The sequence below is a fragment of the Nevskia soli DSM 19509 genome (genome assembly GCF_000711955.1).
In the GTDB taxonomy this organism is placed as follows: Bacteria; Pseudomonadota; Gammaproteobacteria; order Nevskiales; family Nevskiaceae; genus Nevskia; species Nevskia soli.
The window spans coordinates 70,539-87,871 of sequence record NZ_JONR01000011.1 but is presented as its reverse complement, the minus strand read 5'-3'; the positions used below and the strand labels follow the sequence as shown (position 1 = coordinate 87,871).

Annotated in this window: 18 protein-coding genes; 4 read left to right on the top strand and 14 right to left on the bottom strand. The window is 62.3% G+C overall.

The features are described from left to right. Nucleotides 1-1,254: a DUF1501 domain-containing protein gene (locus tag BP26_RS0107735; protein ID WP_029920004.1), complete on the top strand. Its 1,254-nt coding sequence runs from the start codon at nucleotides 1-3 to the stop codon at nucleotides 1,252-1,254. Between the two features lie 26 nt (nucleotides 1,255-1,280). Here the strand turns inward: BP26_RS0107735 and BP26_RS0107730 are convergent, their stop codons facing one another. Beyond that, nucleotides 1,281-1,625 (bottom strand): cupredoxin domain-containing protein, encoded by a 345-nt coding sequence (locus BP26_RS0107730; protein ID WP_051748603.1) that lies wholly within the window; start codon nucleotides 1,623-1,625, stop codon nucleotides 1,281-1,283. 564 nt (nucleotides 1,626-2,189) lie between these two features. On the opposite strand from BP26_RS0107730, the gene msrB reads away from it, so the two are divergent. After that, nucleotides 2,190-2,678 (top strand): peptide-methionine (R)-S-oxide reductase MsrB, encoded by a 489-nt coding sequence (gene msrB / locus BP26_RS0107725; protein WP_029920002.1) that lies wholly within the window; start codon nucleotides 2,190-2,192, stop codon nucleotides 2,676-2,678. A gap of 4 nt (nucleotides 2,679-2,682) precedes the next feature. Further along, on the top strand, nucleotides 2,683-3,387 hold the full coding sequence (gene msrA / locus BP26_RS0107720) for a peptide-methionine (S)-S-oxide reductase MsrA (protein WP_029920001.1): 705 nt from the start codon (nucleotides 2,683-2,685) through the stop codon (nucleotides 3,385-3,387). A 5-nt stretch (nucleotides 3,388-3,392) separates the two neighbouring features. On the opposite strand, the gene BP26_RS0107715 is transcribed toward msrA, so the two are convergent. The 13 genes from BP26_RS0107715 to BP26_RS0107650 all read right to left on the bottom strand — a co-directional run bounded on the left by BP26_RS0107715 (nucleotide 3,393) and on the right by BP26_RS0107650 (nucleotide 16,500). Then, on the bottom strand, nucleotides 3,393-6,488 hold the full coding sequence (locus BP26_RS0107715; protein ID WP_084182899.1) for a sensor histidine kinase: 3,096 nt from the start codon (nucleotides 6,486-6,488) through the stop codon (nucleotides 3,393-3,395). Nucleotides 6,489-7,071: 583 nt separating this feature from the next. Beyond that, the gene (locus BP26_RS0107705) at nucleotides 7,072-7,959 is read right to left on the bottom strand and encodes an EthD domain-containing protein (protein WP_036516287.1); all 888 of its coding nucleotides are present in this window, start codon (nucleotides 7,957-7,959) and stop codon (nucleotides 7,072-7,074) included. 28 nt (nucleotides 7,960-7,987) lie between these two features. After that, the gene (locus BP26_RS0107700; RefSeq protein ID WP_157572412.1) at nucleotides 7,988-8,386 is read right to left on the bottom strand and encodes a nuclear transport factor 2 family protein; all 399 of its coding nucleotides are present in this window, start codon (nucleotides 8,384-8,386) and stop codon (nucleotides 7,988-7,990) included. Continuing rightward, nucleotides 8,383-8,817, bottom strand: a complete 435-nt coding sequence (locus BP26_RS0107695; protein WP_029919996.1) for a nuclear transport factor 2 family protein — start codon at nucleotides 8,815-8,817, stop codon at nucleotides 8,383-8,385. The genes BP26_RS0107700 and BP26_RS0107695 overlap by 4 nt, the downstream gene beginning before the upstream one ends. Continuing rightward, entirely contained in the window at nucleotides 8,814-9,338 is a 525-nt protein-coding gene (locus tag BP26_RS0107690) for a lipocalin-like domain-containing protein (RefSeq protein WP_051748592.1), read from the bottom strand. The genes BP26_RS0107695 and BP26_RS0107690 overlap by 4 nt, the downstream gene beginning before the upstream one ends. Nucleotides 9,339-9,394: 56 nt before the next feature. Beyond that, nucleotides 9,395-10,498 (bottom strand): alkene reductase, encoded by a 1,104-nt coding sequence (locus tag BP26_RS0107685; protein WP_029919994.1) that lies wholly within the window; start codon nucleotides 10,496-10,498, stop codon nucleotides 9,395-9,397. A gap of 63 nt (nucleotides 10,499-10,561) precedes the next feature. Beyond that, a complete protein-coding gene (locus tag BP26_RS0107680; protein ID WP_029919993.1) occupies nucleotides 10,562-11,278 on the bottom strand; it encodes a hypothetical protein in 717 nt (238 codons plus the stop codon). A gap of 93 nt (nucleotides 11,279-11,371) precedes the next feature. Continuing rightward, nucleotides 11,372-12,124 (bottom strand): SDR family oxidoreductase, encoded by a 753-nt coding sequence (locus BP26_RS0107675; protein ID WP_029919992.1) that lies wholly within the window; start codon nucleotides 12,122-12,124, stop codon nucleotides 11,372-11,374. 31 nt (nucleotides 12,125-12,155) lie between these two features. Beyond that, nucleotides 12,156-12,560: a nuclear transport factor 2 family protein gene (locus tag BP26_RS0107670; protein ID WP_029919991.1), complete on the bottom strand. Its 405-nt coding sequence runs from the start codon at nucleotides 12,558-12,560 to the stop codon at nucleotides 12,156-12,158. Continuing rightward, a complete protein-coding gene (locus BP26_RS0107665) occupies nucleotides 12,557-13,669 on the bottom strand; it encodes a Gfo/Idh/MocA family protein (protein WP_051748635.1) in 1,113 nt (370 codons plus the stop codon). The genes BP26_RS0107670 and BP26_RS0107665 overlap by 4 nt, the downstream gene beginning before the upstream one ends. A 42-nt stretch (nucleotides 13,670-13,711) precedes the next feature. Next, nucleotides 13,712-14,587 (bottom strand): NmrA family NAD(P)-binding protein, encoded by an 876-nt coding sequence (locus BP26_RS0107660; protein ID WP_029919989.1) that lies wholly within the window; start codon nucleotides 14,585-14,587, stop codon nucleotides 13,712-13,714. A 39-nt stretch (nucleotides 14,588-14,626) separates the two neighbouring features. Beyond that, nucleotides 14,627-15,322, bottom strand: a complete 696-nt coding sequence (locus BP26_RS0107655) for an alpha/beta fold hydrolase (protein WP_051748590.1) — start codon at nucleotides 15,320-15,322, stop codon at nucleotides 14,627-14,629. 44 nt (nucleotides 15,323-15,366) lie between these two features. After that, the gene (locus BP26_RS0107650; RefSeq protein ID WP_029919987.1) at nucleotides 15,367-16,500 is read right to left on the bottom strand and encodes an alkene reductase; all 1,134 of its coding nucleotides are present in this window, start codon (nucleotides 16,498-16,500) and stop codon (nucleotides 15,367-15,369) included. A gap of 186 nt (nucleotides 16,501-16,686) precedes the next feature. On the opposite strand from BP26_RS0107650, the gene BP26_RS0107645 reads away from it, so the two are divergent. Then, nucleotides 16,687-17,307 (top strand): response regulator, encoded by a 621-nt coding sequence (locus BP26_RS0107645; RefSeq protein ID WP_029919986.1) that lies wholly within the window; start codon nucleotides 16,687-16,689, stop codon nucleotides 17,305-17,307. Nucleotides 17,308-17,333: the final 26 nt, after the last annotated feature.

Sequence of the window (17,333 nt, the reverse complement as noted above, 5' to 3'; positions counted from 1 at the left end):
ATGAACCGCCGCCGCTTCCTCGGAACGCTGGGTACTCTTGGCGCGGGCGCCGCCACACTGAGCCTGTGGCCCGGCATCAGCGCCGCCGCCACCGGCGCCGATACGCGCCTGCTGGTGCTGCTGCTGCGCGGCGGCCTCGACGGCCTGCATGCGCTGCCGCCTCATGGCGATCCCGCTTACGCCAGATTGCGCGGCCCGCTGGCCCTGGCGCCGGACGGCGCGCAGGCGGCGTGGAAGCTGGACGGCACTTTCGCCCTGCATCCGCAGCTGGCCTTCGCGGCGCAGCTCTATGGCCGCGGCGAGTTCATGCCGGTGGCCGCCGCGGCACCGCCGTACTGGGGGCGCTCACACTTCGACGCGCAGGATTGCGTCGAGAACGGCACCGATGCGCCGCACGGCGCGCAGAGCGGCTGGCTCAACCGCGCCGTTGCCGCCATGCCCGGTGTCGAAGGTCTCGCCGTGGCGGCGGTGATGCCGCTGATCATGCGCGGCACGGCCAGCGTCGAAACCTGGTCGCCGCCGCTGCCGCAGCATGTCGATCCGGTGTTGCTGCAAAGGCTGGAGCCGCTTTACGGCGACGATCCGCACCTGGCCGCGGCCTTCGCGCAAGCATTGGGCAACCAGGGCGCGGGCATGGACGAAGCGGCCGATGCCGGGATGCAGATGGGCGAGACCGGCATGAGCATGAAGCCGGGCGCGCAGGCCGCCGCGAGCGACGACAGGATGGCGGCCAAGGCCCTTGCGCGCGGCCGCCTGCCGGCGCTGATGAAATCGGCAGGCGGCATGATGGCCGCCGCCGGTGGTGCGCGCATCGCCTTCGTCGAGGACTACGGCTGGGACACGCACGCCAACCAGGCGGCGATCCTGGTGCGCAAGCTGAAGGAGCTGGACGATGCCTACAGCGCCTTCCACGACGCCATCGGCCCGGCCTGGGGGAAGACGGTGGTGGTGACGGTGACCGAGTTCGGCCGCACCGCCGCCATCAACGGCACCGGCGGCACCGACCACGGCACCGGCGCCGCGCTGTTCCTCGCCGGCGGCGCGGTGCACGGCGGGCGCGTCGGCGGGCAGTGGCCCGGCATGGCGCCGGGCGAGCTCTACCAGCAGCGCGACATCCACGCCACCACCGACCTGCGCGCCGTGTTCAAGGGCGTGCTGGCCGGGCACCTGGGCTTGAGCGATGCGGTGCTGGCCGAGAAGGTGTTCCCCGGCAGCGCGCGGCTCGCGCGCTATGACGGCCTGTTGCGCGCCTGAGTTTCATCCCGGCGCGCGGCGGAGTCTTACTTGACGATCACCGTGCCGGTCATGCGCGCGCCGTGGATGCCGCACTGGTAGGGATACTCGCCCGGCGCGGTGAAGGTGCGGGAGAAGGTGGCGCCCTTGTCCATCCGCGGGCCCTTCACGTCCGGAAACTTGATCATGTGGTTGGAGTCGTCGGCATTGGTCCAGGTGACCGTGGTGCCGGCCGGTACGGTGATGGTGGCGGGCACGAACACCATCCAGCCGACGTTGACCGCATTCGGCGCCGTCGGCGCGGGCGGCGGCGGCACTTCGATCGCCATTGCGGGAGCGGCCAGCAGGCCGGTGCACAACAGCAGCAGCGCCAGCGGTTTGAAGTGTGTCATGTCGATCCTTTTTCGGGGTGGGTCTGTAGATCTGTGGTGCGGTGATCGTTATTGGTGCGTCTGGTTGGGTGCGTCTAGTTGGTGCGGCAGGAATAAAAGACCCGGCTCGCACAGGGCAGCGCGAGCCGGGAGTGCCGTTTCCGGTCAGGCCGTGTACTGGCGGGGGAGCCGGTGCGCGGACAAGATCGTTCCCGGTAACGGCGCAGTCCGTGGCGTAGGGAGAACCTCCGCGGACCACCGTAAAACCATTCGCCGCAAAAGCCCGCGGCCAAAAAAAAGTCCACGCTGCGGCGGTGGCCGCGGCGTGGACGTCTGTGTCCTGTGCCGGTCTGCAATGGCCGGCGGGATAAATATAGCAAAACAGATGCCAAATTATGTCTTGCGCATCGGATTTCGCCGGTTTTTCGTATTCAAGGTGCAACCCGCGTTGGTGCAAACCGCGTTGGGGATTTACGAACACATTGTCCGGACGCCCGGCACTTTCACCGCACGGAGCGGGCGTTAAGCTGTCCCCATGGTGGAGGCTTGAATACTCCTCCCGGACGGCGACCACAGGAGGTGGCCATGGACCATGACAGAAGGCGTTTGCTCGGCGGCGGCGCGGCGGCTCTCGCGCTTGCCCTGATCGGCACCCGCGCCCAGTCGGCAAGCACGGAGACCTACCCTTTGACCCATACCGATGCGGAATGGCGCAAGCTGCTGACGCCCGCTCAATACGATGTGCTGCGGCAGGAAGGCACCGAGCGGCCCTACAGCAGTCCGCTCAACGACGAGCACCGCGAGGGCGTGTTCGCCTGCGCCGGCTGCGCGCAGGAACTGTTCTCGTCGAAGACCAAGTTCGACAGCGGCACCGGCTGGCCCAGCTTCTGGAAGCCGCTGGACAAAGCCGTGACGGAGCGCGGCGACCGTACCCTGGGCATGGAGCGCACCGAGGTGCGTTGCGCCCGCTGCGGCGGCCACCTCGGCCACGTCTTCGACGACGGCCCGCGGCCCACCGGCCTGCGCTACTGCATGAACGGCGTGGCCATGACCTTCAAGACCGCTCAGGCCTGATGCCATGAACAAATGGATCGCAGCCCTGGGCCTCGCCGCCGGTGTGGCGCTGTTCTGCCAGTTTCCGGCGTACTCGGAAGGGCCGGCACGCCTGGTGCCGCCGCCGGCGGTGGATGAGCCGGCGGCCACCGGCAGCGCTTCCGGAACCGCGGTGTTCGCCGGCGGCTGCTTCTGGGGCGTGCAGGGCGTGTTCCAGCACGTCAGGGGCGTGAGCGGCGCGGTGTCCGGCTATGCCGGCGGCAGCGCCGCCACCGCGCACTACCAGATGGTGGGCCTGGGCGATACCGGCCACGCCGAGTCGGTGCAGGTCACCTACGATCCGAAACAGATCAGCTACGGCCGGCTGTTGCAGATCTTCTTCTCGGTGGCGCACGACCCGACCCAGCTCAACCGGCAGGGGCCGGACAGCGGCAAGCAGTACCGCTCCGCCATCTTCCCGCAGAACGCCGTGCAGCAGCGGGTGGCCGACAGCTACATCGCCCAGCTCAACCAGGCCAAGGTTTTCTCCCGGCCCATCGTCACCCAAACCGATCCGGCGCCGGGCTTCTTTCCGGCCGAGGATTACCACCAGGATTTCCTGACGCTGAATCCGGACTATCCGTATATCGCCATCAACGACCTGCCCAAGGTGGAAAACCTGAAGCGGTTGTTTCCGGAGCGTTATCGGGACAAGGCGGTGCTGGTGTTGGCGCATGCCTCGGCGAGCTAGCTGTGTCACCCGCCAATTACAGGCTTGAGCTTACGCATCCAGGCCAAACACCAGACACCAAATAGAGTCCTGCTTACGACCAGGTATGCGACTGCGGCAGGCACCGATATTTCTATCTCCGTTCCGGCACCTTTACGGCTCCTGATCGTCAGCTTTGCGCTCAACTTCTGCGCTCGCTCCCGCATTCCAGTGAGGCCCCAGTGACCGGCCCGCACGCCGTCGATGAGAACCTGATCGTCGATGCCGGCCCCGTTATCGGTAATTCGAATCCTTAGCCCAGCGGCTTCAAAGTCAAGTTCCACCTCGATCTTGCCGGCGTTTGCATGATTGAACGCGTTGTATATCGCTTCTCTTCCGAGAAGGTAGAGCTCTCCGGCGCACGTGCGTTGCAGCGGGCGGGACTGTCCTGTCACGACAACCCGGAATTCGGTCCGGTTCAGCGTGTTGAACTCCTCGGCCGCCTGAGCCAGGGATTCCGGCAAGTCCAGCGCTTCAGTCCCGACCGCACGGAGATCCAGCACCAGCTTGCGGCCTTCAAGCATGACACGATCCGATTGCTCCAGTGTTTCGATGAAAACTGCACGTGCCGGCTCAGTGGAGGCGAGTTGCGAAGTGGCGCTATTGAATCTGAGGAGCAGTCCCTGGATGCCTTGAAAAAAAGTGTCGTGCAGATCGCGGGCAATGCGTTCCCGCTCTGACAAACGCTCAAGCATTCGCGCCTTGATCTGGCCGGCCAATTGCCGAAGCCTGAATCTGTACAACAGGTAAAGAAGCAAAGCTGACGCCAAAAGGCAGCTCACAAGAAACCATGCCGTCTGGTAGAACGCGGCCTCGATATCGAAGGCCAAGGTCGCCCCGTCTTCGTTCCATACACCATCATCGTTGCTCGCGATCACCCGAAACCTGTAGCTTCCCGGGCTCAGGTTGGTGTAAAAAGCCTGCCGGCGCGCGCCGGGATCCTGCCAGTCCTTGTCCCACCCTTCGAGCTTGTATCGGAATCGCACCTTTTGAGGAACACCGAGGCTCAATGCGGTGTAGTCGATCTCAACGTCCCTGGTCAGAGCAGGGAGCCTGAGAAATTGAGCGGAGGAGTAATCATGATGGTCGGCTATGACCCCTTCGATATGCACAGGCGGCACCAGGGAATTCTGTCGCAAGTCGCTCGGATCAATCATCTGCAAGTCGGTTTCGTTCGCAAACCAAAGCGTGCCGTCTGCAGCGGCAGTTGCAGAGGGCGCAAAGACCGATCGTCCACTCTGTGCGCCATCGAATACATCTAGGGTTTCAACCTTGAGCATGGGAGATGGGTTATTCCATGCTGCTTCCAACTGTTCACTCGGAACCCTCGTAAAGCCGCAGGGCTGGGACAGCCACAAGTCGCCGTTTGTGGCCATGACCAAGGAATTAATCCGCCTGCACGGCAAACCATTCTTCTCATCAAGGATTTTCCGGATCCCATTCTTCCAACCAACCAGTCCGCCAGTTGAGTTGGCCCAGATTGATCCGTCTAGCCCCTGAATCAGACTCCCTATGCGGTCATGATTTGGATTCGGAGACCACAAATCGAAGGTTTCGAGCTTGCCGTCACGCAGGAGACCCAGCCGACCGTCTATCAGCCCAAGGAAAATGCCGCGCTCTCCAGCCACAATTGCCATTGTTGATGGTACGCGATCAGCTGGATACTCTTCGACGAACTTGCGCTCATGAATACGGAGCAAGGAGAGCGGACTTGCGGTTGCAACCCACAGGTCGTGGGCCGAATCCTCGGTCATGCTTATTACGGTGCCGAGTTGATCTCGTCCGGGTGGCTTCAACAACTGGAAAACCCTTTGGTCGTAGACGTAGAGCTGGTTGTCTACACCCACCCACACGGCGCCGGTGTGGTCTTCGAGGAGAGAGGTCACTCGTTCCCCAGGAAGTCCAGACTTCTTGGTCAAGTGGAGGATCTGACCGTTCTTGATCGAGTCCAACGACCCAAAGTTGCCGATCCAGATGGAGCCATCACGACCCGCAAGCACGGATTGCACGACATTCTCGCTCAAGCCTTCTGCTTTGGAGAACGTGATGACCTTGAGGTCTCGGAATCGGTCCATCCCCAGGGACGTGACAATCCAAACATTGCCTTCCCTGTCCTCAAAGATCTGCTTCACTCCATCGCTGGATAAACCATCCGACCTTCGATAGTGGTCAACAACATCACCCTGGACGTGAACAATTCCGTCACCGACCGTTCCTATCCACAAGGCACCCTTTCGATCCTTGAGCAGCGCGGATACCTCCAATGTGCTGCCGTCGAGCCCGCGCGCAGCGAACGAATCCCAGTGTCCATTCAGCAATCGTTGCAGTCCTAGCCCTGGGCCTGCTCTTTGAACGCCGACAAGGATCGACCCATCCTGATCGACGAGCGTTGCACCAAGGCCCTCGAGGCCATCTGCCGTCTTCAGAGCGGGCATCTCGAAAGTAGTAGCCGAACCGGTCTTCCAACGGGTAATCGAACTGCTATGACCAAGCCACAAATACCCTTGTGGATCCAGCGCAAGCGTTGGCACGTACGGCGCCGGTATTCCATCAGCGTTTCCAAAGCAGTGCGACGTCGTACCGGTTATCTGGCACAGCGGCCCCTTACCGACGGCAGTTCTCGTCCGCCCAATCCAGATCGATCCACTGGGGTCTTCTACAATCCCCTGAATCCGACCGGTGATGTCGGCATATGAGGTAGCCGTACCGCTCTTCAACCGCGCCAATCCGCCGGCGGTTCCGATCCACAAACTGCCATCGCTCGAGCCGAGCAGGGAGGTCACATTCATGTTGGGAATGCGCACGCCGGCCGGCGGGGTCCAAGCAACAAAGCGCGTGCCGTCAAACCGCGTCAATCCATTGCTGGTGCCGATCCACAGATAACCATCACCGGTCTGGGCAATCGCGGCCGGAACACCGCTGAAGACGCCATCCTGCACGCGCCAGGCGGTATGACCAGACTGCCGCAATTGCTTGGGCGGCCCAAGAGCAAAGCTGCGCGCCGGACAAAAGCCCAGGAGGAGACTTACGGATAGCGCGTAAATCATGCCGCCGGAGACGAGTTTCCCTCTTTCACGTCTCATTGTTCCGTCCCCGGGCAGGTGCCTGATCGTACGCTACTTCGAGCCGTATCGTTCCCCCCCTAAAGGGCCATGCTGATCTAGTCATTGCGAGGTGCGGAGTGGGACCTGCGGAAGCCTATCCTCCGCGGATGCAAAGACTGTTTTCCGGGTTCCCCTCAGGAGCGGCAGGTTGCGCTCTGATCATGCTGAGGGCTTGTGTCGCCGAATCCATCTTGGCACTTGCACATTCGCAACCGGACACGGCAGGTTATCCGCCGACTTTGGCCCTAATGGGCTCGGTAACTGCTAGCTTGTTCCTGGGAGTGTGGACCCCGCTGTGCTGCCTGATCGCAATCGCTGCCCAGATCACCTTTTTGGTCGTACCCGGGACCCCGGATCCGCTGCAGGCCGCAGTTGCCATCCTCCAGGCGATCGCACTATCACTCCTGGGACCGGGCGCCTACTCCATTGACGGGAGACGATATGGCCGCCGTGTCGTTGTCCTACCGGAACAAGACTCCTGAGGGCTGGGGCTCAAGGAGAGCGGAAACCCAGCCACCAGATTTCGGTATCACGCGGCACCATACGGTCATACAGCGCACGATCAGCGAGGTGCGAACATGGACACAACCGATTGTTCAATCTGATTGACTGCGCCAGCGGATTCGATGAGTTCTGCCGCCCGGCTGCCTCGAAGGCCGGCCGTCGTGGGACGCCCGCCCCGGACGAAGGTGTAGAACCCTTTGACTTTGTAGGCGCCCAAAGCGGCCACAAACTCCCTTTGATGGGATAAAACATGTTGAAATGCGGGGGACCGGAAGAACTCGCGCGCCGCCCGGGCACTTGGAAAGGCCGCCTCGATAACCGCCAGATTCAGGCGATCGTCATCCACGATATGCGCGACTCCCGGACTGGGCGGAGCCGGGTGCGCGTTGTCGTATGCATCGGGCAGATGGAGTTTCCACTTTTGAACAACATCGGTTCGTGCCAGCTCGGCGCTGGTCTCGCGAAGCCACCCCGTTGCATCGACATCGGTCCTTTTGTTCATATATACGTGCACGCGGTGATATCGGTCCGGCCCATTTCGGCAACCGTCCTCCTCCCGATCAACGTAAGTCGTTGATCCAGTCGGCAGCGCATAGGCGACCGCTTCGCCAATGAAATTCGCCTCGTCCTGATAGAGAATGGTTCCGGCTTTTGCAAAGATGGCCTGATTTTCTGCATTCTCGAACCCGAGTTCCGCGGACCCGTCCAGCACCGCCAGAATCGGCCTCACACCGTCGGCGATGGGCCACAGATTGGCGGAGTGGGACCTGTCGAAGTGCTGCTGTACATAGAAGCCGAGGCCGGGCAGCCGGGAGCACAGAGTGCTGTGTACGTCGCGCCAGTACGTTTCGAACATTTCAGAAGGAACGCCGTCACGACGCCGAACGGACGCATAAATGTTGTGACGCACCACGCTGTCACGCCGCGAATAGTCTTGGTTAGCCATTGAATGCACCAGTTTGAGTTGGTTCGGGTTAAACAGCTGCCACGCGATCCAGAAGGACTTTTGGATCGAAATAGGCAACCAATAGGCGTGTGGCCAGGTCGTTCTCGATATCCCAGTGCTCCGAAATGATGACGCTCTGTTCCGTGCCTCGAACCCCGATATCAATCAGAGCGACGACGTGTCCGCCTTGTGCAGTCAGGCTGATGTAGCGCAGCTTCGAGAAATCGAGTGTGTCCGCGACACGCGGCAAGAGCTCCAGATATTGCGCTTTGTTGAAGTGGCCGCCCCACGGCAGATACCCGGGAACGAACAGCTCAAAGCGATCAGAGAGACGATCCGCAAAGCTCGTGATTTCGCCACGCGCCCCTCCGCTGTAGAAGGACTTGACGATCTCGAGCGCACCCTGCGCCATTCCGGTGTTGTTCATGAGCGACCTCTTTGTTGGCTGGGCGCCACGATGGCCTGCCCTGCAAGCGTAATATCGGGACTTCTATCGATCGTCGTGCTCTGGAAATAAGCCAGCTGAAGAGCAGGTGACGACTGTATCCATAACGCCACCAGCCGAAAGTGCAGCGACAGTTCCTTGCCGGAGCGGGTTGAAACAACCCGGCTTTCACCGGTGAGGATGGCGTGGTCGCCGCAGATGCGAATACGTTCGTCGAACAGCTCTATGGACTTGAACCGCAGCGATCCTCGCTTCAAGTCGTCCAGAACATCTTGCTTGTCGAGGACGGTCCCATCCGCTCTTACCAGCATGTAGTCATCCGAGTACACGGACGCCAGGAGTTCAAGGTCCATGGCAATCAAGGCCCGGTAGAACAGGTTTCTCTGTGCATCGAGCACATTGCCGGCTGTCATATCGGATCTCCCTGCTTGCATTTGGAGACGACAGGAATCAGTTCGGCTTTTCGCCGCCACTGCAGTCGGGATCCGACCGTGCCGCCGTCCGGCCGGGAATAGCCCGCCGATAGCACCAGTCGATCGTTTGCCATTTCAACAGTTCGCCGCTGCGGCTGGCCGATCAGGTTGGGTGTCAGCGCTACAACGACCAGGTGAGCGACTTCGGCTCGCGGTTCGTCGACCCGATACTGGCCGCAGTAGGCAATGTATCCGCTGGCAATGGCTTCGTAGGGCTCTCCGTGGCCCTGCCCCCAGGCTCCATGGCCGAGCGGCGGCCTCCCTGGCTTCATCAGTTGCACGGACATGAAACCGTCCACTGTATAAATCAGGAAACCCTCCGCGGCGGACCCGAAGGGCAGCCGCTCGGTTCCTGTCTCATCCGTCTCCGAATAGCGCTCGAGAACCCAAAGGCCGACCAAGGCCCGGGCCAGCGGCCCCGGCAATGCTTGGTGTATGTCGCCGCAATCGAAAAGGCTCATCGCGCTCCCGGGGGTACCAGGCAGCGGATCAACATGATCCGGAGGCGTGGACGCGCTCACGCGACACCGTGGACGCCGTAATCGGTATACCCATGAGCGGATCCACCGTAAAAGGTCGAGCGATCGTAGGGCATCAGGGGCCAGCCTTCGCGGATGCGCTCGACCAGGTCGGGATTGGCCAGGAAGTGGCGGCCAAACGCGATGGCATCGGCCCAGGCCGACTCGACGGCCTGCACTGCGCTATCCGGAGCATAAGCTGCCGCCGAGATCAGATGACCTTTGAAAACCGGGCGGAACAAGCGGGCATTGTTCAGGGCGTCTGCGTGCAGGGTGTCGCTCAAGCCCAGTTCGGAACCGCGGCCCTCGATCAGGTGCAGATAGGCGATGTGGCCGTTCAGGGACTTGATCACCATGCTGAACAGTTGCAGGACGTTGCTGTCGTGTATCCCGCCGTACTGGCCAAACGGCGACAGACGCACCCCAAGGCGATCATGTCCGACGGCGCTCCCAACCTGCTCGACAATCTCCAGAAGGAAACGAGCCCGATTTTCAGGCGATCCGCCATAGCTATCGAGACGCCGGTTGGTGCCATCCTCAAGGAACTGGTCGATAAGGTGACTGTTGGCCCCTTGCAGTTCCACACCATCAAACCCGGCTTCCATGGCTTTCTCCGCCGCCTCACGGAAGCTGGCGACAATCTGCCCGATTTCCGCGATGCCGACTTCTCTGGGCATCTCCGGGGGTACTTGCTGGAAATCCCGGGTCAACGCCGGGATATTGGCCACCGTGGCGGAAGGCGCACGCGGTGGCCCGCCATCAGGCATGAGCGAGGAATGGGAGTTGCGCCCATTATGTGCGAGTTGCAGGACGATGCGGCCGCCACGGTGGTGGACCGCGTCGGTGACGCGCTTCCAGCCGGCGATTTGTGCCGGGGTGTAGATTCCAGGCGCATTCGGATAGCCCTGGGCGTCGGCGCTGATGGCCGTGCCCTCAGCGATGATCAACCCAGCGGAAGCGCGCTGGGCGTAGTACTCGGCGTTCAGCGCAGTGGGCACGTTTCCGGGGCCGGCTCGCATACGGGTCATCGGCGCCATCACGATGCGGTTTGGAAGCCGGATTGCTCCCAGTTGAAGAGGGGAGAAGAGCGCAGTGTGCTTCATCGGATGTTCTTCCTGTGAAACCTGGGTGGAAGCGGAGCCTTCGCCATGAGCGCAGACGCCGGATCAGCTGGTGGTGATGTTGCCCATGTCGATCTTCACCAGCAGAGGCTCGGGCACCCGCTGGTAGTCGCCCTCGTAGGCGTAAATCCGGCGCTTGGTAGGAAATATGATGCCGTCGACGTTGCGGTAATCAGAGGCGTAGTTGAGACCGGTGGCTCCGCCGAGGATGTCCACCGTGTAGTCGTGGCGGCGCAACAAACCGTCCGGGCCGAAGCAGGAGATCTGCTGGCGCGTATGGCTTTTGACGCGATCCGGGAAGCTGACCTTCAGCCGCCTCCAGGTCTCGCCTTCCACTTCGATCGAAGCGATCTCTTCGGTGATGAATCCGTCCTGTGTGTAAAGGAACGGCGTATTCAGGTAGGTCCAAAGGGCCTCCCCCTGGAAGTAGGCGACGTGGAAATCGTCCCAGGGGGTCTCCCGCACCTGCCCCTGGAATGCAGCTTCCGGATTGTCGCGCGCCTGGATCAGCGTTCCGTCCTTGCGTTCCACGGCGATTCGCCGTGGCTCGAAGACGATGCGCTTGTCCTCATCCGGGAACTCCGTGACCATGCGCTCCTTCCTGGTGTCCACCGTCATTACGATGTTCTTGAAATAGTCGGGCTTCCCCTTCAGATGCCAGATGGCCCCCGTAATGGAAGCGCTGACCTTGACGGCCGACAACTTGTTCCAGCGATCGAGTCCGCCATGTGCCTGTACCGCCGTCGCCAATAAATCGTTCATGAGAGACTCTCCGTTCTTGACTGAATAGCCGGCCTTGGCCGACAGATGTTTTTTCGCGCTATGCGTTCGATGCAGGATGCCGCTGCGGGCGCTTCAGGTGACCGGCGCCTCTGCCTGTTCGTTGAACGAGATGACGAACGCCGCCTCGTTCGGACCTGCCTGATCGCGTAGGAAGCGGGCCTGCGGCACCAGGATCTCGTCGGCGTCGGTCGCCAACACTTGCATGGTCTCGTCGATGAATTCGTCCAGGGGCATCGCGCGCGGTTCCTCGCTGCTGTTCAGCAGTTCGGTCCGCACCCAGGGCGGAATCACCTCGAGCACGCGTACCCGCGTATTGCGTAGCTTGAAGCGCAGGGACTGGGAATAGGAATGCAGCGCGGCCTTGGTCGCGGAATAGACCCCGGTCATAGCCATGGGCGTGAAAGCCAGGACCGAAGAGACCATCAGGATGGCGGCGGAGTCCTGCTGCTTGAGGTGTTCGATCAGTTCGCCGGTGAGACGGATCGGCCCCAGAAGATTGGTGGTGACAGTCGAGGAAAGAAGCTCATCGTCGATCCTGGCCGCGGCATTATCGATCTGCATGATGCCGGCGTTGTTGATCAGTACGTTCAAGCCCGGATACCTGGCGACCAGGTCCCCGGCCACTTTGCGGATACTGGCCGGATCGGTGATGTCTAGCTCAATGGCGTCGATGCCGGGGTTCGCGGCAGCCATCCTGGCCAGATAGTCCTTGCGGCGGCCGGAAATGATTACCTTGTTGCCGCGCCGGTGCAGAGCTTCCGCCAGGGCCCGGCCAATGCCCGAAGCGCCGCCCGTGATGAATATCGTATTGCCGCTAAGTTTCATATCTGACTCCTGCGATTCGAAGGTTGATACTTCAGGAAATGGGATAGATGGACTCGAACATCAGGCGCCCGCTCCTGGACTCCGCCACGCCGGCTTCATCCTGGATCACGTCCCAGTGCTCCACGAGCAGCCCATCCCGGATCAGGACGATGTCGACCACGATCCAGTTCTTCGGCATCCCGTGTCCCGAGAAGCGGCCGTGCAACACGACGTAGTTGCCGCTCGCGACAATCAGCCCCGGTTCGTGGCGCAGGGAAAGAGGCAGGGACCTGATCAGGTCGAACAGGCCGCTCCGCCCAGGCGGGATATACGCACTGTGCTGGAGGTAGTCGGGGGACCAGAAGTCTTCGGCAGCCGCATAGTCGCGCTGGTTGAACAAGGTATCGAACGCGGCAAGGACCATCGCTTTGTTTCTTTCCTGTAGATCCGCGGTCATCGCGTGCCTCCGATCTCGACGGTTTTGCCTGTGGCCGACGAGCCCTGGATGGCATCGATGACCCGGTGCAGAACCACGGCGTCCGAGAAATCGGGAGCGCCTCCGTTTCCCGCGCCATTCCCTTCCGCGAACGATGCGTACAGGTGAGCCAGATCCTGCACACTCACGTCGAGCGACGAATCGGGGATGCGCTGATAACGGGCCGGAACCGGAAGAATGCGCCATGTCCCGTCCGAGCTGTTCGCGCCTTCGATGATGTTGTCGTGGGTGGTGACGAACGATTTCTCGTTGCTGATGCGCAGATCGCCTTGCGTTCCGGTGATGTCGATTTGTAGGCCGGCGTTGTGGCGCTTGCCGCCCTCGATCTGGACCTGGTAAAGCGCGCCATTCTCCAGCGTGCCCTGGACCATGACGCCGTCCGGTGTTTCGCTGGCGAACGTCTTCCCGGTACCGCTCAACTCCAACAGCGGAAATTGCGTCGCCACCACGGCGCCGACAGTGCGGGGGCGGCCGACGGCCCGGAACAACATGTCCATGAAGTGGCCGCCGTAAATGGAGAGCACATGAGAGAAGTTCTCCGCCGGCAGAGTCCAGGCCAGGTCCGGCGGACGCACAGATCCGAACGAAGCGACACTGACGTGCATCCGCACAGAGCGCAGCTGCCCGACATAATCCTCGCTCAGCAGGTCTCGCAGGTATCGCGCACTGGGCCCGACGGTCCGCTGCAATCCCACCACGTGGCGCACCCCGGCGCGCCGCACCAGCGCCAGCAACTCGGTTGAATCGGCGGTGCTTACCGTAAGCGGCCACTCGCAGTACACGGCCTTCCCGGCGGCAACCGCCATTCTGACCGCGGCGGCATGCTCGGGAGCCGGGGCGAGGACCGCCACCAGATCCACTTCGGGATGCTCGACCAGGGTTCGGGGATCGCTGAAGGCATGCGGGATGCCGTGGTCGGCTGCGATGGCCGACGCCCGGGTTTCCGACCGGCTGGAGATGGCGGTGATGCTGAACCCGGGCAGCAGCCGCAGCGCGGGGATGTGGCCGTAGCGGGCCCAGTTGCCCACCCCAACCAGACCAACCCGGATCGGTGTCGCATTGTTGTTCATCGGCTGCTCCATACCTTCGGTGAGCTGCTATCCGGGCTTCAGCTAGTAGCGGAAACGGTCGGCATGCTTGCCGACGAAGGCCGCCAGGGTTCCGGGCTGGCGGCCGGCGATCTCCGGGAAGTTGTCGAAGATCTGGTCGGCGCCGATATCCACGCCATTGGTGAAATCGGTATAGCTGTCGAAGACGCACTTCATGTAAGCGGGTTCCGCCCCGGCGGCCAGCACGTTGCGCAGGAATTCCGCGGGCGGCCGCGCTTCGTAGGAAAAGGGCTGATGCAGCGCCGCCGTGAGTATTCGGGCGACATCGTGATAAGTCAGCGCCTCGTAGCCCATGCGCAGGATTTGCCCGGCATGGCGCTGTGGATCGAGCAGGCAGGCGGCGGCCGCCGCCGCCACGTCGTCGCAATCCACCCAGCTGAGGCGCGCGTCGCCGACGTAGTGCCGGATCGCCCCATTGACGATGAAACTTTCGCCGCCGTAGCCGAGCAGGTTCTGCATGAAAATCTCGGGGCGCAGGTGGGTGAAGGTCACGCCCGACCACTCGATGTAGCGCTCGATGAACTGGTGCCAGCCGTAGTGGGCCACGCGCGTATCGTCATCGCCGCAGGCGCCCAGGTGGACGATCTGGCTGACGTCAGCGCGTTTGGCCGAGTTCACCAGGTCCTTGCTCTGACGCAGCATGTCCACGGTGTAGCCGGTGGCCATGAAGATCCGGTCGACACCCTCCAGGGCCGGTGCGAAGGTTTCGATGCGATCGAGGTCCAGGTGTACGACCGGGACGCCCAGGCGAGCTGCTTTATCGGGATTCCGCGCCGCGGCGACCACCTCGACTTCCGGACGTACCTTCAACAAATGCACCAGGGCACCGCCAACCTGGCCTGTCGCACCCAGCACCAACACACGCGGTTTCCTGTTCATGTTCAGCGGTCCTTTAGAGTGAGTTGTACGACGGCGCAGCTAGGCCCGGATGGACGACGCGGCAAGCTCGATGATCTCGGCGACTTCACGCGGCCGGGACATGAAGGGCGCATGGCTGGAGGGCACGGTGCGGACCGTGGCGTTCATGCGCTTGGCCATCAGTTCCTGCGCCGGCGGCGGAATCATCTGGTCGTCGGTGCAGACCAGGTACCACGAGGGGATGCTCTTCCAGGCCGGCATGCCTTCGGCGCCGGTAAAACTCGCCACGCCGAATGGCTTCTGGACTGTCGCCATAATGGAGGCTTCATCGGCGGTCGCGTCGGCCGCAAAGGCTTGATGAAACTTTTCCCGGTTGATCCAGAGATAGCCGCTGGAGTCGGGTTCGATGGCCGCGGAGCCTGGGGATTGCGGCCCCTGCTTGCTGAGGGAGTCCAGGCTCTCGCCCTGGTCCAGGCCGAAGGCTGTGATGTACACCAGGGCCTTGACCTGCGCCTGGCCCGTGGCGGCCCCGGTGATGACGGCCCCGCCGTAGGAATGCCCCACCAGGACCGTGGGTTCGGTCTGGGCGGCGAGCAGCCGGCGCGTGACCGCGATGTCGTCCTCCAGCGAGGTCAGCGGGATTTGCGCCGCGGTTACCTTGTAGCCCTTGGCTTGCAACAGGAGGATGACCTTGCTCCAGCAGGAGCCATCGGCCCAGGCGCCATGTACCAGCAGAATATTTGCGTTCTTGCTCATTGGATGTCCTTGTTTCAGTGACTGCATCGAGGTGTTGTTTCGACTTATGCGGCGACTGCAGCCTGGTAGGCCGGATAGTCGGCGTATCCCTTGGCGTCGAAGGTGTAGAAGGTGTCGCGATCGGCCGGCGCCAGCGGCAGGCCTTCGCGAATGCGGTGCACCAGGTCGGGGTTGGAGACGAAATGGCGCCCGAAGGCCACGGCGTCGAGAAGCCCGCTGCTGACAGCCGCCACGGCCGTTTCGGGCTCGAAGCCGCCTGCCGCAATCAGCTTTCCCTTGAATAGCGGCCGCAATTGCTCGGCCGCTACCGCGCCTTGCTCCGGGTGGGTCGTGATGCTGCCGCCGACGCGGGGCTCGATCAGGTGGAGATAGGCCAGGCCGAAGTGATCCAGGTGCGCCGCGACGTAGGAAAACAGCGCCCCGGGATCGCTATCCGACATGCCATTCCAGGTGCCGCGCGGGCCGATACGGACAGCCACCCGGTCCGCGCCGCAGACCGATGCCACGGCGGTCACGACTTCGGACAACAGACGCACGCGGTTTTCGATGGGCCCACCGTATTGGTCGGTGCGCTGATTGCTGCCATCCTGTAGAAACTGGTCGATGAGGTAACCATTGGCGGCGTGGATTTCGACCCCTTCGAAACCGGCGTCCATGGCCCGTTCGGCGGCCCGACGGTAGTCCTGCACGATGCCGGCGATCTCGGCCACGGTCAGCGCCCGGTGTGGGGAGGACTGGGCCCAGCTGCCCGGGATCGAGACCAGGTGGTTCGGATGTTCCCAGTACGCCGGATTGACTGAAGCCGAAACAGGTATCGCCCCGCCGGTCATGGCCACATGCGAGGCGCGCCCGGTATGCCAGAGCTGGGCAAACATGTGCCCGCCCTTGGCCTGGACTGCCGAAACGATCGTCTTCCACCCCTGAACTTGCTCGTCGGAGTACAGGCCCGGCGCGCCAAGCCAGCCGCGGCTGGTGAGTGAGATGTTGGTGGCCTCGGTGATGATGAAGCCGCCGTCCGATGCACGCTGCTCGTAGTATTGCCTCATCAGGTCGCCCGGAACCGAGTCCGGCTGGATCGAGCGCGACCGCGTCAGGGGCGCCATGACCACGCGATGCTTCAGATGCATGGGGCCAAGATCCAGCGACGTGAACAGCGACTGCCTCGTGTTCTGTACCATGGGTGACTCCTGGTGTTGGTTTGCCTGTCGTCTGGAAAGACTCTAGGAGCGAATGGGATCGACCAACAGCCCAATTGCAGCCACTGGGGCCTAGCCCTTTCGAGCCCTGTACAGCGCCGGTCGGATGCATAGAAGCTAGGCACAGGAACGATCGTCACACTGCGGCTTCACCCCGGAGGAACCAAGATGTCGTCAATCCGAGTGCTGGTCGTCGACGATCACCCGCTGATGCGGTCGGGAATCACGGGCGAGATCAATCTACAGGCCGATATGTGCGTTGTGGCTGAAGCGGCGGACGGCATGGAGGCGGTGGCGGCATTCCGCACATTCCGGCCCGACGTTACGCTGATGGACATCCGGATGCCCGGCGTCGGCGGCATTGAGGCGATCCAGGCGATAAAAAAGGACTTCCCGACAGCTCGCATCGTGATTCTCACCACGGCGGCAGGGGACATCCAGGCCATCCGGGCATTCCAGGCTGGCGCGGCCGGATATCTTCTCAAAAACCTGCTGCGCACCGAGCTGATCGACACGATCCGGTCCGTGCATGCCGGCAAGAAGCGCATTCCCAATGACGTTGCCCAGATGATCGCCGAGCATGCCGCAGACGACACCATCACCTCCAGGGAACTGGAAGTCCTGCGCGGCGTGTCGAAGGGAAAGGGCAACAAGACGATCGCCTCGGACCTGGGAATTTCCGAGCACACCGTCAAAAACCACATCAAGAATATCCTGTCGAAACTGGACGCCGGCGATCGCACCGAGGCGGTCATGATCGCTATCCGGCGCGGCTACATCGAGATGTAGAACTTGCGCCATCGTCGTAGCGCAGT